At 36.7% G+C, this 17380-nt stretch carries 13 protein-coding genes; 11 read left to right on the top strand and 2 right to left on the bottom strand.

Features of this window, described 5'->3' with window-relative positions; translation table 11 throughout:
* Position 1: 1 nt before the first annotated feature.
* Complete coding sequence (locus G7Y56_RS04690) at positions 2 to 697, bottom strand: ABC transporter ATP-binding protein (protein WP_165021256.1); 696 nt, start codon at positions 695 to 697, stop codon at positions 2 to 4.
* Positions 698 to 1117: 420 nt separating this feature from the next.
* On the opposite strand from G7Y56_RS04690, the gene G7Y56_RS04685 reads away from it, so the two are divergent.
* The 11 genes from G7Y56_RS04685 to G7Y56_RS04635 all read left to right on the top strand — a co-directional run bounded on the left by G7Y56_RS04685 (position 1118) and on the right by G7Y56_RS04635 (position 14334).
* A complete protein-coding gene (locus G7Y56_RS04685) occupies positions 1118 to 2239 on the top strand; it encodes an isochorismate synthase (RefSeq protein ID WP_165041515.1) in 1122 nt (373 codons plus the stop codon).
* Positions 2240 to 2252: 13 nt separating this feature from the next.
* Positions 2253 to 3920 carry a 2-succinyl-5-enolpyruvyl-6-hydroxy-3-cyclohexene-1-carboxylic-acid synthase gene (gene menD / locus G7Y56_RS04680; protein ID WP_165041513.1) on the top strand — a complete coding sequence of 556 codons (1668 nt, stop codon included), beginning with the start codon at positions 2253 to 2255 and terminating at the stop codon, positions 3918 to 3920.
* Positions 3921 to 4085: 165 nt separating this feature from the next.
* A complete protein-coding gene (gene menB, locus G7Y56_RS04675; RefSeq protein ID WP_165041511.1) occupies positions 4086 to 4910 on the top strand; it encodes a 1,4-dihydroxy-2-naphthoyl-CoA synthase in 825 nt (274 codons plus the stop codon).
* Between the two features lie 11 nt (positions 4911 to 4921).
* Positions 4922 to 5977, top strand: coding sequence for an o-succinylbenzoate synthase (locus tag G7Y56_RS04670; protein WP_165041509.1), 1056 nt, complete (start codon positions 4922 to 4924; stop codon positions 5975 to 5977).
* Complete coding sequence (locus G7Y56_RS04665; protein ID WP_255498637.1) at positions 5964 to 7079, top strand: AMP-binding protein; 1116 nt, start codon at positions 5964 to 5966, stop codon at positions 7077 to 7079. Before G7Y56_RS04670 ends, G7Y56_RS04665 begins: the two co-directional genes overlap by 14 nt.
* 339 nt (positions 7080 to 7418) lie before the next feature.
* A complete protein-coding gene (locus tag G7Y56_RS04660) occupies positions 7419 to 8645 on the top strand; it encodes an ROK family transcriptional regulator (RefSeq protein WP_165041507.1) in 1227 nt (408 codons plus the stop codon).
* Positions 8646 to 8975: 330 nt separating this feature from the next.
* On the top strand, positions 8976 to 9176 hold the full coding sequence (gene tatA / locus G7Y56_RS04655; protein ID WP_165021250.1) for a twin-arginine translocase TatA/TatE family subunit: 201 nt from the start codon (positions 8976 to 8978) through the stop codon (positions 9174 to 9176).
* Positions 9177 to 9452: 276 nt separating this feature from the next.
* Entirely contained in the window at positions 9453 to 10412 is a 960-nt protein-coding gene (locus G7Y56_RS04650) for a hypothetical protein (protein ID WP_165041505.1), read from the top strand.
* Positions 10413 to 10873: 461 nt separating this feature from the next.
* Positions 10874 to 11833, top strand: coding sequence for a hypothetical protein (locus tag G7Y56_RS04645; protein ID WP_165021248.1), 960 nt, complete (start codon positions 10874 to 10876; stop codon positions 11831 to 11833).
* Between the two features lie 492 nt (positions 11834 to 12325).
* Positions 12326 to 13588: an FISUMP domain-containing protein gene (locus tag G7Y56_RS04640; protein ID WP_165041503.1), complete on the top strand. Its 1263-nt coding sequence runs from the start codon at positions 12326 to 12328 to the stop codon at positions 13586 to 13588.
* Positions 13589 to 13893: 305 nt separating this feature from the next.
* Positions 13894 to 14334, top strand: a complete 441-nt coding sequence (locus G7Y56_RS04635; RefSeq protein WP_165041501.1) for a helix-turn-helix domain-containing protein — start codon at positions 13894 to 13896, stop codon at positions 14332 to 14334.
* Positions 14335 to 14523: 189 nt separating this feature from the next.
* Here G7Y56_RS04635 and G7Y56_RS04630 read toward each other — a convergent pair whose 3' ends face one another.
* Positions 14524 to 17223: a cation-transporting P-type ATPase gene (locus G7Y56_RS04630; protein WP_165041499.1), complete on the bottom strand. Its 2700-nt coding sequence runs from the start codon at positions 17221 to 17223 to the stop codon at positions 14524 to 14526.
* Positions 17224 to 17380: the final 157 nt, after the last annotated feature.

Genomic DNA, 17380 nt, shown 5'->3' with positions numbered 1-17380 from the left:
ATTACATTTCTATTACTGGTTCCTTATTGATTTCTATCGACCCTATTATACCATCTTTGATATGTATAACACGATCTGTAGCATCGGCAACAGCTTGTTCGTGAGTAACGATTATCATTGTAATATTATCGGTTGTATTTATTTCGCGAAGAAGATTCATTACTTCATACGAAGTTTTACTGTCTAATGCACCGGTAGGCTCATCTGCCAATATTATTTGAGGCTGGGCAATCAGTGCACGGGCAATAGCCACACGCTGCTTTTGTCCTCCCGACAGTTCATTTGGCATATGCTCGGCATGACTTTTTATTCCCATTTTATCCAGATATTCGAGTGCCAGAATATTACGTTTTTTCCTACTTACTCCCTGATAATAGAGAGGCAATGCAACATTTTCCATCGCATTCTTGAACGAAATAAGGTTAAAGGACTGGAAGATAAATCCTATCTTGCGGTTACGCAGATCGGCGGCTTTATTTTCACTAAGATTCTTAATAAGCACATCATCCAGATAATATTCTCCTGTATCGTAATTATCTAATATACCGAGTATATTAAGCAAAGTTGATTTTCCGGAACCCGATGCTCCCATGATTGAGAGAAATTCGCCTTTATCAATATCCATGTTGATACCTTTCAGTACATGTAATGGAGCTCCGCTATAATAGGTTTTGTTTAAGTCTCTAATCTTTATCACAAGCTTCTCATAATTAATTTAAATCACAATAGTATTAACGCACAAATTTAATCTTATATTTTATTCACAAATCAAACTTGTATACATATATGTCGTCTTAAGTTTAAAAAAGTTACAACTATTTCGTTTTTTAACATTTTATCACACATTATGAAACAAAAAAGTAGCAGATTTCACCTTTTTCTTACGAATATTTACGAAAGTAGTCTTTTTATAATCAGAGCAATAAAATAGTATACATTAACGGATATATAGTATACAAAATTACATACTGCGTATAGATATTTTTCTTCGTACGGCTTTCTTCTTTAAAATAAGTTATTCAAGACAAAAAAGGCAGGGCAAAATAGGGCAATAACCTTTTATTTAGCCTATTTTTGTTATGCAAAAGAAAATAAATTAATTGATCCTACTATAAAAATGAAATTTAGTCATAATCAACATTTCGAATATCGGATTTTTGATTCTCTGATTGATAAGAATGTTAGTTTTGCTTTATATCGCTTACCGGGTGACTATACAGTAAATTTTATAATACAGAACTCGCCACGCAGACATCTGCTTCGAAGGCTATCAGACTTAAATACCAAAAAGGGATTTGTTATTGCCCCTTTCCACATTTCAGAACAATCGCCAATTATACTTATTGAACCCGACATTACGCTTAAAGGGGAAGAGATTATTTTCCAGTTCTTGGATACGAATAACATAGAAGGCTCTCTGCATAATGAATCCAATGATTATTCGCCTATAAATTCTTTTGATACTTATAAAGATATATATACGAAATTTCATTCGGCTGTCAACAGTAATTCTTTCGAAAAGTTAGTACTTTCGCGGACATGCAACCATGAAAATGACGAATCATTTTCGGCAGGGGTATCGTTCGATCGGGCATGTGATAAGTATCCCGAAAGTTTTGTCTATTTATGCCATACACCCGAAACAGGAACTTGGCTTGGCAGTTCGCCCGAATTACTAATATCAGGACAAGGCGATAACTGGAAAACTGTGGCTCTGGCGGGAACAAAAAACGCATCTTCTACCACTTCCGAATGGGACGAAAAAAATCGCATGGAGCAAGAAATTGTGGTTAATTATATGCAACTACAATTACAAAAGGCAAAATTGCCTTTCATTCAAAGCGAGCCAACAAATTTGCAGGCAGGCAATATCGTACATCTCAAAACTGAATTTTCATTTAAGATACCGGATCTTATGAAAATAGGTAATTTATTAGAACTATTACATCCCAGTCCTGCTGTATGTGGTTTTCCGAAAGAAGAAGCTTTCAGGTTTATTCTTGAAAATGAAGGATACGATAGACAATACTACTCAGGATTTCTAGGCTGTCTGGATGTAGACAATAAAACAGATATGTATGTGAATCTCCGTTGCACAAAAGTTAATAAAAAATCGTCACTTCTATTTGCCGGAGGTGGTATACTGCCATCGTCTGATTTAGAATCGGAATGGGAAGAGACAGAGAATAAAATGCAGACTATACTCTCAATTATTGAAGAAACTCCATTGGATCTATAAAAAAGGTAAGATTATGTATTCAGTCAAAAAAAATGTATTACAAACGGTTGCACTACTTAAAGCGTATGGGATAAAACATATTGTTGTTTCTCCCGGATCGCGGAATGCTCCATTGATGCAGACTTTTTCACAGAATCCATTTTTCGAATGTCATATAATTGTAGACGAACGTAATGCAGCTTTTTATGCACTGGGAATAATACAGGCAACACAAACACCTGTTGCAATCTGTTGTACATCGGGAACAGCTGTACTTAATTATGCTCCGGCGGTGGCAGAAGCATATTATCAGCAATTGCCTTTGGTTGTTATTTCGGCTGACAGATCGCCCGAATGGATCGGACAAATGGATGGACAAACTTTGCCGCAAGCGGGAACTTTTGGCTCATTGGTAAAAAAATCGGTTCATTTACCAGAAATAAATAATGAGAAAGACGAATGGTTCTGTAATCGGCTTATCAATGAATCGCTTATAGCCTGTACGACCAACGCAGCGAGACCCGTTCATATAAATATACCTATATCGGAACCCTTATTCGATTATTCGGAAAAGGAATTACCGAGTGTAAGGAAAATCGACTATCCACAACCGACAAAAACAGTGGATGTAAAGCCTTTTGCCAAGAAATGGGACTCGCTTACTAAACGGATGATTATAGTAGGGCAAATGTTTAAATCGCCGGAGACCATTACTACACTAGAAAAATTAGCTTTAGCAAATGATTGCATCATACTTACAGAGCATTTGTCAAATTGTGCATCGTCTTCGTTTATAACAAATTTCGATGCATTATTATATACGTTATCCGATGATCAGAAGGTAGATTTTGCACCCGACTTATTAATTACTTTAGGCGGACATATCACATCTAAGCGCATAAAGCATTTCTTAAGAGAGCATAAGCCAAAAAACCATTGGCATTTATCGTCTTCAGGCGAAGTGGTAGATTTGTACCAATCATTGACCGATCTTATAGAATCCGATGCGGTGAGTTTCTTCGCCGAACTATCCGAACAGATAAATGCGAGCAGTAAGAACTCATTTTCAGAATTATGGAAAAGCACATCTTCTAAAATAAAAGAACCAAAAGCTGATACGCCTTTTTCGGATATATCAGCCACTGGTGAGTTTTTGAAAACATTACCCAAGAATGCAGTATTGCATCTTGCCAATAGTTCCACAGTCCGCAATGTGCAATTATATACATTAAACAAATCGACAAGTGTATTCTGCAATCGTGGTACAAACGGTATAGAAAGCACATTGCCTACAACTATAGGCTTTGCATCTGTATATGACGGCTTGGTATATCTTATTATTGGTGATCTGAGTTTCTTTTACAGTCTAAGTGCTTTATGGAATATTCAACATATAAAAAACCTACGCATCCTGCTTATTAATAATGGTGGTGGAGGTATTTTCCATTTATTACCGGGATTAAATAAATCAGCTTCATTGAAAGAATATGTGGCTGCTGAACATACCACGAATGCAAAGACATGGGGCGAAGCAGCAGGATTACATTATTTGTCGGCTAAAAATCAAGAAGATTTAAATAAATCTCTCGATATATTTACAAACGAAAAAACAGAGCAATCAATATTACTTGAAGTTACGACAGAAATGGAGATTAGTAAGAAAACGTTTCAGGAGTATTATCATCAATTAAAGAATATATAAAAAGCATCTGAAGTAATTCTAAGTTTATCTATATACTATCAATGAGTTATATGAATCGAAAGAGAAAAAGGGTTACAATCAAAAACAAGGTAAAAAGTGTTACTTTTGTTACCTTTTAACATCTTGAAACAGTTAGACAAGAAACAAATAAAAACATAAAATAATATGGCAACAATAAGAGAATGGCAAACCATTAAAGAATACGAAGAAATTCTATTTGATTATTTCGAAGGCATCGGACGTATAACTATCAATCGCCCTCGCTATCGCAATGCTTTTACTCCGACAACTACAATGGAGATAAGCGATGCATTACGCATCTGCCACGAAAATCAAGATATCTATGTCATAGTACTCACAGGTGCAGGAGATAAAGCGTTCTGTGCTGGTGGCGACCAGAATGTAAAAGGTAAGGGTGGATATATCGGCAAAGACGGTGTACCCCGTTTACAGGTTCTTGAGGTACAAAAACAAATACGCTCGATGCCTAAGCCGGTGATTGCCATGGTAAACGGTTTTGCTATCGGTGGCGGACACGTTCTACAAGTAGTATGCGATTTGTCGATCGCTTCAGACAATGCTATTTTCGGACAAACAGGGCCAAAGGTAGGCAGTTTCGATGCAGGATTTGGCTCATCTTATTTGGCACGCATCGTAGGACAAAAGAAAGCCCGAGAAATATGGTTCCTTTGCCGCCAATATTCGGCACAAGAAGCTCTTGAAATGGGACTTGTAAATACTGTAGTTCCATTCGATCAACTGGAAGACGAAACAGTGAAATGGGCACACGAAATGATGCAACATAGCCCAATGGCATTGCGCATGATAAAAATGGGATTGAATGCCGAACTGGATGGGCAAGCAGGAATACAGGAACTTGCAGGAAATGCTACTCTCCTTTATTATCTGACAGATGAAGCTCAGGAAGGTAAACATGCATTTTTGGAAAAACGTAAACCTGACTTTAAAAAATTCCCTAAATTCCCTTGATCAGCTAAATTGTGGAATTGAAAGTAAAGCTTATACCTTATACCCTACACTTTAAGCGTCCGACAGGTACGTCGCGTGGAGTATATCACGATCATAAAATATGGTATGTGGTTATCTCTTCTATGTCTGATCCCGAGCATTGGGGAATAGGTGAATGCGCCCCTTTACATGATCTAAGTTGTGATTACGATGAACAGTATGCGCAACGGCTGGAATCGTTTTGTAAGCAACTGAAAGAAACAGGGCAGTTGGATAAAGAAGTACTACGCCCCTACCCATCTATCCTATTCGGGTTAGAAACAGCTATGCTCCATTACCAGAAGAAAAGCTTTAAATTATGGGATACACCATATTCGAATGGAGAAGAAGGTATTCCTATAAATGGTTTAATCTGGATGGGTGAATATAAGTTTATGCTAGAGCAAATTGAGGCTAAAATGCAGCAAGGATTCCAATGTATTAAACTGAAAATAGGTGCTATCAATTTCGAAGACGAATTAAAACTACTTCAATATATCCGTAAGCATTTCTCTTCGAAAGACATTACATTACGTGTCGATGCAAACGGAGCCTTTTCACCTAACGATGCAGTTGATAAACTGAAGCGATTAGCCGACCTTGATTTACACTCCATAGAACAGCCTATCCGCACAGGACAATGGGATGAGATGGCCAAGCTGGTGAAAGAAACTCCATTGCCGATAGCATTGGACGAAGAACTGATCGGGGTTAATCAACCCGAAGAGAAGAAAAAACTATTACAGGCTATAAATCCTCAATATATTATTCTCAAACCGACACTTCACGGAGGCATAAGTGGAGCAACCGAATGGATAGAATTGGCAAAAGAGATGAATATCGATTGGTGGATAACATCAGCCTTAGAATCAAATATAGGATTGAACGCCATAGCTCAATGGTGTGCGACATTCAAAAATCCGCTACCACAAGGTTTGGGAACCGGTGGACTTTACACTAATAATATAGATTTACCTTTGGAAATTAAGAAAGATTGTTTGTGGTTTAATTCCAATGAAGTACATTTCTCACTAAATGACATCCTGTAATATGTATCAGTTAGAAAGACAAAAACAAACGATTACCATCGAAGGTAAAACATATTACCCGCAAGAATTCAATAAAGGGAAGGAATCTGCTTTAGCGAAACAATCCGAATTTCATCATGACTTATATCTGTTTCTGCAAGATTGGTTTTCTGACTCTCCACATCTGAAAGTACAGACATCAGGCTCTACCGGCACCCCCAAGGAAATGCTGGTTGAAAAAGAGAAGATGATGCAAAGTGCAAAACTAACTTGTACATTTCTCGGACTGCAAAAAAACGATACAGTATTACTTTGCATGTCTCTAAATTATATCGCCGGCAAAATGTTGGTAGTTCGGGCACTTATAGGAGGGTTAAACCTTTTCCCTATTACTCCTTCAGGCAATCCGCTTAGAGATATTGACATGCATCTCAAATTTGCAGCAATGATTCCTCTTCAAGTATATAATAGCCTGCAAAATAGTACTGAAGCTGAGCGATTATCTCAGATAGATAATCTCATTATCGGAGGAGGAGCGATAGATAATCAACTGCAAGAATTGCTCAAGCCGCTACCTAATAAGATATACTCGACTTATGGCATGACAGAAACACTCTCTCATATTGCTCTAAGACGTATCAATGGTAATGAGGCCTCAGAGTATTATTCGCCATTCAGTTCGGTTAATATATCGCTTTCGGAAGACAATGCACTGATCATTGATGCGCCATTAGTTAGTAATGAACGACTTTACACAAATGATATTGCAAAAATTCATAAAGATGGAAGTTTTCAAATTCTTGGACGAAGAGACAATATTATAAATAGTGGCGGAATAAAAATTCAGATAGAAGAAGTCGAAAATTTACTCAAACCTGTTATTGATTGCCCTTTTGCTATCACTTCTATTCCAGACCCTAAATTTGGTGAAGCAATAGTTTTAGTTATAGAAAGTACAATAGATGAAGAACTAGTAGTTAAAGCGCTACCACCATACTATTTACCGAAAAAAACAATTAAAATAAAGACTATCCCACTGACAGAAACAGGGAAAATAAGTCGCCAAGAATTAAAGCAACTGGTAGAGACAATAATAAAAGAAGAGATCAAAAGAGAAGAGTAATTTTAATAAAAAACAAAACTAAACGATTACTTTAATAACTACGGATTACATGAAAAATAATTTTAATATGTATATATTTGTTATATTACAAAAATAAAACTTATAAAGAATATAGTAATAATAACTAATATCATTATTTTTTTTTATCTTCGCCTTGAAATGCAAAAAAACACCTAGAAATATATTATAAACAATTTAGACACCAACTTATTAGACGACGAAAAAGAGAATCTAAATGAGAATAATTATAAAAATGAATATGAAGATAATCAACATTATGAGTATTTCAGTTAGATATTTTTTTCTTTTAATTTTACACTTGTATTAAATAAAAACATCATGACGCTAAAGGATTTACTAGTAAACAGTTCTGACAACAGCTTATCTGGGGTCAAATGGCACACACTTAAACAATCTATTGTGAAGTGCTTATTGTCAATTGGCGATGCAACAATCGCCGAATTGAGTGCCGAATTACAATCGAGTATTCCAACTATCACCAAAGCCGTAAATGAACTACTTGCTGACGGGTTCATTATGGATATGGGGAAAGTTGCAAACAATGGCGGAAGGCGCCCATCGCTCTACAGCATAGCACCTTCTAGCGCATTTTTTCTCGGTATCGAAATGGGAAGATCATCTATGGCGATCGGACTTCAAAATCTGAAAAATGAATTTGTTAGTCTGGATCTGCAAGTACTCTTCCTACTTGAGAATACACACGAATCTTTATTAAAATTCTGTGCTATTATCAACAAATTTATTGATGACAGCCCTGCTGACAAATCGAAAATTGTAGGAACGTGTATCAACCTCTCGGGACGTATAAACTCAATGGAAGGATACAGTTACAACTATTTCTTCAACGAGAATCGCCCGCTAACAGAAATAGTAGCCGAACAAATCGGTCTACCTGTATTTCTAGAGAACGATACGCGCGCTATGGCTTTCGGTGAATATATGGAAGGCGTAGTAGAAAACGAAGAAAATGTTCTTTTCCTTAACTACAGTTGGGGTGTAGGTATTGGTATTGTAACCAATGGCCGCCTCTATTATGGTAAGTCGGGTTACTCCGGAGAATTCGGACATAGCTCTATCTTCGACAATGAGATACTTTGCCACTGTGGTAAAATAGGTTGCTTGGAGACAGAAGTTTCTGGATGGGCACTCATATCTCAATTTAAGAAAGCACTAGCTGATGGTAAGAAATCGCTCGTGGAGCTTGAAGAAGCTTCGCCAATGGTTCAGCATCATTCTATCATATCGGGGGCTCTTGTCCAAGAAGATAGTCTATGTATAGAGCTGATCACACAACAAAGTGAAGTAATCGGAAGATACCTATCGGTTCTTTTGAATATCTTCAATCCTGATCTATTGATTATAGGCGGAGACTTTGCCAAACTTGGCGATTTCGTCTTGCTTCCTATCCAAGCAGCTTTACGCAAGCATTCTCTTGGTTTGGTGAACAGAGACATGAAACTGAAAAGATCTGTATTAGGTAACAAAGCCGGTGTAATCGGTGCGTGCCAGATCGTTAAAGAAAAGATGTTATCATCTCTTGAATAAGAGACAAATAACGAGTTAGAAATATCTCTCATAAAATCCTCTCCATATATTAAAATATGAGAGAGGATTTTTTATTTTAGTTAATAAGAAATGTTAGAAGATCTGAAAAATATTGCAATATGAATGAAAATAATTTTATTCTCATTACCTTAGCATCAAGCTAAAGTCTTAAACCTATTTTATTGTCTATACAAGTACAATAATGATTGACATTTATAGCTTTAGTGTTCGACATTAAATATGTTCTTTTACTTTATAGACTATTCTCTATTATTGACATCCAACTAATTTATAATTAGATATAAACAGAATAATTAATATTTAAATGCTATGACCAATACAATCTTATTTTTAGGAAATCTCGGAACCGGAGAGATTATAATAATTGCCATTGTAGTTCTTCTCCTATTTGGAGGAAAGAAAATCCCCGAACTTATGAAAGGACTAGGCAAAGGTGTTAGAAACTTCAAAGATGGAGTAAAAGGTCTTGAAGATGACATAACCGGAGACGATAAAGACTCTAACAAATAATCCAGATACATTTCTTTTCGCATAAATAGAAGCACACTTCATGCAATTTAGTATGGAGTGTGCTTTGTATATATCACCCTGACAACTGAATACAAAATGGACACAAAACCAAGCAGTTAACACAAAAGAACACAACAAACGATTTTACATAATCATCTAATTAATAGACTTATATATAATTATTCTAAAAAAACAGATATTTTCCTCGCTGATTTTCGATTTTGATTGTTATACAATATTGAGACAAGTTATAGAATCAATATAAAATTAAAGTCAATGATAAAAAACACGCATGACGGGTTAATTTCAGCCCTGGAGAACACACTTCCCCCCAATAAAAATATAGCAAATGCATTATTAGATATCCTCCCCTTGGGAAAAGAGGCTGTTTATCGCAGACTCAGAGGGCATGTACAATTTACATTGGATGAAGCTGTGATAATATCAAAAGAATTAGGCATCTCTTTAGATGAGATTGCCGGGATAAAAGATAAAGACCGTGCCGTTTTCGGATTGCGCCTCTTACAATCAGAAAATCTGATAGATAAATATTGTGAAGTACTCAATATGTATACCCGCATATTTCTGAAATTGAAGGATTGCCATTCCAAAGTTATAGCAGCTTTCAGAATTATTCCATACTCATTTGTATTACCTTTCAGTAATCTATCTAAGTTTAAATTATACCGATGGATATATCAGACTCAGGCAATAACAAACACTATCCCCTTTTCGGAACTGATAGTACCACAAAAAGTGATAGATGCTCAAAAAAGATTCATCGATGAAATTCGCTTCATTACATACTCTTATTTCATCTTCGATCGAAATATGTTTACTTCTTTTGCCAGAGAAATAAACTATTTTGCAAAACAAAATCTTATTTCCGATACAGAAGTACAAGATTTGAAAAGTGAAATTTTCGAATTACTAAGCGTAATTGAATTAACGGCCGCCACCGGAACCTATAGTACTGGCAAAAGTATATCGCTATATCTGTCTGATGTAGATTTCGATGCTTCGTATGCATACTTTAAAGGAGATGATATTGAATTATCTTTATTGAGTCTCTATTCGATCGGGATTATCGATTCTGAAAACCCATATGTATGCCAATCTCATAAAGAATGGATCGAATCTTTAAGAAGATTTTCAACATTGATAACTCAAAGTGGAGAAAAAGAAAGAAAATCATTTTTCAAAATACAAAAAGAACTAATAAACAACATATTATAACCTGATATCCGCAAATAGGCAATTACTCCAAAGGCTTTTGTTCTTCGCCATAGGCGAAGAACAAAAGAATAAACTAGCATCTTGTATGTGCTTAATATATAATTCTAAAATACAAGCTTTTATCCTCAACACTAAAAAAGATATCAAGCTATAATAAAGGCGTTTTAGTCTGTTAGACGCACACCTATACCCTAAAAAAGAAACACACCAATATTTAACCACCCTAATAGAGCCAATAACAAAACAAAACACCCAATTTTACTCTATTGTAGACTACACATACACAGTGTATGTTTAAATAGAAATAATATCAATTCAGAATCCACCGTAACAGTAATCGTAAGCAGAGTCTCATAATATATCTTTGTTTAACAAAAAAGATTCAAAATAACATATGAAACAGTAATACGATATCAAATTAACATTGAATTTTCGATAAACTAAGTACGATATTTTAATTAATGAAAAAAAGTATAAATAAGGAACTGATCTCTGCGCTTGCAAACATTCTACCACCGGAAGCAAATATTGCAAATGCACTTTCTGACATTCTACCTTTGGGAAAAGAAGCCATTTACCGTAGACTTAGAGGACATGTCCAATTTACATTAGAAGAAGCTGCCGTAATATCTAAAACTTTAGGTATATCCTTAGATTTCATTGTAGGAATGAAAGATATGGACAGGGCTGTCTTTGGCTTAAGATTACTACAGTCCAATAATCTGACAGAAAAATATTGCGAAGTATTAGATACATATGCCAATCTTTTCAAAAAAATGAAAAGCAGCAAAAACTCAAGAGTTATTTCTGCTTGCAGATATATCCCTTATACGTTTTCAATACCCTTTCCCGGAATATCCAAATTTAAATTATACCGATGGCTGTATCAAACTCAACCGATTGAGAATATTATGCCATTCTCTGAATTTATTATTCCACAGAAAGTTCTGGATACACAACAAAGATTTATAAGTGAAATACATTTTATGCCTGAATCGTATTTCATTTTCGACAAAAATGTATTTATATCTTTTGCCCGAGAAATAGAATATTTTTCCAAACTCAATCTCATTACTACCGAAGAGATCAATATCCTGAAAAGCGAATTATTACAATTATTATCTACTCTCGAATTAACTGCTGCGACAGGTATTTACAATTCCACCAATCGAATCTCATTATATCTATCTGATATTGACTTTGACGCATCTTATTCTCACTTCGAAGGCGATGTAGGACTATCCGTCATAAACCTATATTCGATTGGTACTATCGATTCTCAGAATGGATACATACATCAATGCCACAAAGACTGGATTGAATCTCTAAAGCGATTCTCTACACTAATAACTCAGAGTGGGGGTATTCCGAGGCAAATATTCTTCAACAACCAAAAACAATTAATTAATTCAATACTATAATAGTGTATGATAAAACCGAGCAATAAAAAAACAGTGATGCTATAATTTTTTAAACACCAAAAACAAGCTACGAGATGCACCATTAACATACATGCATCGATTTCGAATACTGAATCTTATAATAAACTTTACTGAACAATAAATACTTTTTACACAAGAAAGCTACTATTACTTTTTGCGCATAAACATAAGACTTAGAAATTAACCATTTTAAAATAAAGTATTATGACGCAATCAGAAGACCAAAAAAAACTTTACTCCATTTTCATGGTGTCTATACTCGTTTTCCCTCCGCCCTGAGTTCTAGCGACCATAGGCCTAAACAGCATTTCTGCATCGGAGATTCTTCTCCGGGGTAAAAAACCTGAATAATATCCACAATTTCAGCTTTTCGGGAAAAACAAAGTCGAAGCTAAACATCAAAACAATCTGAAAGATAACCCTATATCCGTAAGATGCAAAAAGTACTAACTAAAGTTCAAAACAAAACCTATGACACTACAAAAAATTAATTTAAAACTTTACGGTGCATTTCTACTACTTATTTTCATTAGTATTATAGCCAATGCACAAGTCACTATTGGCTCCACCGAAGCACCCATTGCCGGGGCTCTACTTCAGATAAAAGAATTTGAAACCACCGATTCCAGATCGGACGGTAAATCTAACTCTACAAAAGGAATAATTATGCCTCGAGTAGAATTAACAACCCTCACCGATCTAAAAGCAGACATACCCAGCGTAGCCGCAAACGAAGAACTAGAGTACACAGGCTTAATGGTTTTTAATGTCAAAGAAAACCCATGTCCCACCGAAGGCCTATATGAAGGCCTTTATATATGGGACGGCAAATTGTGGCAATATTTGGGTGAAAAAACAGATGAAATGTCTCCCGATGTTTCTATTGGAACCGATCAGGATGGCAACAGATTCCTATATCGCTCATTCGGTACTACAGCCGGTACATGGATGCTTGAAAACCTTCGTGCAAAAAGATATGATCCACTCCGTTCCGACGAAGCCATTGTAACAATTCTTACCGGACCCGATTACAGTCCCGACTTAGTGAAACCACTATATGGTTACCCTGCTGAAGTTGGTAATACCGACCCAGAGAATTCTTCGCTGTTTATTTCAAATCCATCGCTGGGTTTGTTATACAACTGGGCTGCTGCTACAAACTCTAAAGCAAATACTACTACGAATGAAACAGGAAATAATGCAGAAGGTCCCCGCAGACAAGGTATTTGTCCATACGGATGGCATCTACCATCGGAAAAGGAATGGATATTATTACACAATGAATTACAAACCAACTCATCCCTCTATAGTAAAATGGCTGATATCGGAGGCACCATTCTGCTACCGGGAGATAACAACTCCCGATTAATACCTGTAGGCAGGGTTATAAAAGATCCCTGCGAACCATTTGCACTTGTAGATAACGCGTATACGTCTATCCAGTCAGACGACAGATATAAGTTAAATACTCAAGGATATTCTAAAAGTAAAAAGCAGGGAGGTTTTGCTATTTTATTGGCCGGTAGTAGTTATAGTAAGGATACTAGCCCCACCATTACTTCAAACGGTGAAACAACGGGCTATGGCAGGACAGCTTCATTCTGGTCTAACAGCCCGGTTGACAATTCAGGTGCTCATGACTTTGTAACAAACAGTGAAAGTTCTGCAGCATATAATATCAATAGAAATAAGAAAGTATATCTTTCGGTAAGATGTAAAAAGAATGACAATTAATAAAGTGAAAGCCCGACTTATCATCGGGCTTTTCCATTTCCAGGTAATGGTACCAAGCTCTATAATAAGCTTTGGCGATATTATAAAAAAGTAAGTAAAAAAGGGCGATTGTTCCTTTTTGATATAACAAAGAAAATAAATAATACAGAACAATGGCTTTGCACAACACGTATAATTATACAAATTACATGAATAATTATTTAAACAAGGTAAGTAATAATAATAGCTATTATTGTTATTATTTTATGCTTTCGCTATCAATTTGATTTGTATATTTGCTTTTGAAACTATAAATATTCGCACGAATGGAAACAGACAATATAGACATGAAGAAAATACATCACGGACACAATATAAAACGTCTGCGCGAAGCGCGTGGCTTAAAACAAGAAGTGATAGCCGATGTACTGAATATGGCACAGCCGAGTGTTGCACGACTTGAGCAAAAAGAAACAATAGATGATGAGACATTACAAAAGCTGGCTTCTATCCTATCCGTGCCTATAGAGATAATCAAACAACTGGAAGAAGACCCTGCTGCCATCTATATTGAGAATAATACATTCGAAAGCGGTAGTATTGTAGGTAATATAAATCCTGTTTCTGAAGATTTCAACAATACATATAATCCATTAGAGAAAATTATCGAGTTGGCTAACGAAAAAGCCGCTCTTTACGAACGTATGCTAGAGCTGGAAAAAGAGAAAATAGCTTGGTTAGAAAAAATGCTGAACGAGAAAAAGTAAATAATACATCATACACATAAAAAAAGAGAAGCTAATTAATTAGCTTCTCCTTTTTTTATAACTTGTTATAGCATATCCAATTCTGTTCTGTCATCCCGAGACGCAGTGAGGGATCTGTCGTTATTACCGTAGTGCATGATGGGAAGCAGGTCCCTCACTGCGTTTCGGGATGACAGAGAGTGTGAAATATCACTTTATCTTCGCCTTATCTATCTGTCTCATTATGCCTTTCTCTATCTCAACCACTACAAATACAACGAATCCGAGGATAAACGGATATACCCAGTCGCCTAATGCTAATGGCGTAGTTCCAAATACGTTATTCATAAATGGCAGGTAAGTTATTCCCAATTGCAAAAGAATTAATAGACCCGACACTACAAAGACAGCCTTGTTTGCAAAGAAATCTTTGTTGAATGCAAAACCTCTAATACTTCTGCTGTTGAATAAGTGGAACATCTGAGAGATAACAATAGTCTGCAATGTTATTGTTCTCACCATCTCTTCGCTTACTCCATTTGCCAACAGGTTTATATTCATCCATAGGGTTCCACCACCAATCAGAACAGATACAAACAATATCCGCCAGATAAAGTAACCGCTAAGCAATGGTGTTTGCGGAGAACGTGGAGGACGTTTCATTGCACCTGCTTCTAGCTTCTCGAATGCCAAAGCCAGCGATACGGTTACAGAAGTCACCATATTAACCCACAAGATTTGTAGCGGTGTCAGTGGCATCAGTGTACCGAACAATATACTGGCAATGATCAGGAAGCTTTCCGCACCATTGGTTGGCAATATAAACAGAATTGTTTTCTTAAGATTGTCGTACACCCTGCGCCCTTCTTCCACAGCGGCAACTATTGTACTGAAATTGTCGTCAGCCAACACCATTTCCGCAGCATCTTTAGTTACCTCCGTACCTTTAATACCCATAGCTATCCCGACATCGGCTTTCTTAAGTGCAGGGGCATCGTTTACACCATCACCTGTCATGGCACAGATTACACCTCTGGCTTGGAGCGCCTTTACCAGTTTCAATTTATGTTCGGGGCTTGTACGGGCAAATATATTGTATTCCTGAGAAGCCACTTCAAGCTCTGCATCGGTCATATTTTCGAGGTCTTTACCCTGCAACGCTTTTGTACCGTCACCGATACCCATTTCGCGACCGATAGTTTTTGCTGTATCTATATGGTCACCGGTTATCATTTTGACAGTAATACCAGCATCCGTACACAATCTGATAGCTTCGATGGCTTCTTCGCGCGGAGGGTCGATTATCCCTGCAAGACCAAGAAATACGATACCATCCTGAATATCTTCGTGCTCGATAGTAGTTATATTTTTGGCTATTACCTTATAAGCAGCACCTATTATACGCTGTCCTTTTTGGGCAAGCTCAATTATCTTACCATCCCAATAGTGACGGTCGAAGTCTTTTTCTCCTGCTTTCGTTTTCTCCTTTTCGGCCATATCGAGCAGACGATCGGGAGCACCTTTTATATAAATAATATTATGATTGTCTCCCTCTATCAATGTAGCCATATATTTATATTCCGAATCGAACGGGATAGTCGAGATACGTTCTACAGGGATGTGCTCTATATCTGCCTTTTCATATAGGGTGATTAAAGCGCCTTCTGTGGGGTCACCTTTCACAAACCAATGATCTTCTTCGTCCTGACCCAACGATGCTTCATTACATATTTTGAAACAATTTATCAGCTCATGCAAAATAGGCTCCATTCTGAAATCTACTTTCTGATCTCCATTTAACACATCGCCTGTGGGCGCATATCCTGTTCCTGTAACGATAAAATCACCATCGCGTATTTCTACTGTTTTCACAGTCATTTCGTTCTTTGTCAATGTTCCTGTTTTATCGGAACAGATCACCGATACCGCACCCAGCGTTTCAACAGATGGTAACGTACGCACAATAGCATTTCGTTTCGCCATATTCTGTACACCAATGGCAAGTATAATAGAAAGAATAGCCGGCAGACCTTCGGGGATGGCTGCAACCGCAAGTCCGATAACAGACATCAGCAATTCAGTAGAATCGTAATGACGGAAGAAGTGACCGAATATATAAATAAGAACGGCAATCACTACAATTACGATAGATACAGTCTTACCAAACTTAGCTGTTTGTTTAAGCAGCGGAGTTGTTATTTCTTCAACATCCGACATCATCTGATTGATCTTACCAATCTCGGTATCCTGCCCAATAGCTACGACCACGCCGACACCTGTACCTGCACTAACAGTGGTACTCGAGAAAGCCATATTGATACGGTCGCCAAGCATCGTATCAAGCGGCAAGGCCTCTGTTTTCTTTTCGGATGGAACAGATTCACCTGTTAGCGGAGACTCTTCTATTCGTAGATTATCGGCTTTAATTAACCGTAAATCACCCGGAACTTTATCGCCGGGTCCAAGCAACACAATATCACCAACGGTTAAATGAGAAGCATCGATTTCGGTACGTGTACCATTTCTAATCACCTGCGCTTTAAGAGACAGCATCTTCTTTATATCTTCCAATGCCTTCTCTGCTTTATTCTCCTGAAAATAGCCGATAGAAGCATTTACCACGGCAACCAATAGAATAACAACAGTATCGACATAGTGACCCAATAGTGCCGTTACAATAGCTGCAATGAAAAGAATATAGATCAGTATATCATTAAAGTGTTTCAAGAAGCGAATAAGTTTACTCACTTTTTTCTTTTCGGGAAGTATATTCTCACCAAATTGGTTAAGACGCTGTACAGCTTCGTCCTGCGACAGGCCTTTTGTGTTATCAGACTCAAGCTTCTGTAAAACTCTTTCGGCTTCGATAGAATACCATTCTTTTGTAGTATGTAAATAGTCTTTCCTCATAAGTTTTTTTCCGGTAATTGTTAAATTTGATATTACAACAAATTCAAAATAGCTATTGTTTAAAATATTTTCTGACGAATGCTATTTTTTTAACTATCAGATTGAAAGCATCTTTATTTCTCAGACCTATATATACTCTCTGTTATCCCGAGACGCA

Origin of the sequence: Dysgonomonas sp. ZJ709 (genome assembly GCF_011039195.1) — a bacterium.
In the GTDB taxonomy this organism is placed as follows: domain Bacteria; phylum Bacteroidota; class Bacteroidia; order Bacteroidales; family Dysgonomonadaceae; genus Dysgonomonas.
The sequence above is the reverse complement of the archived record's forward strand: the minus strand, read 5'-3'. Positions and strand labels throughout refer to the sequence as shown.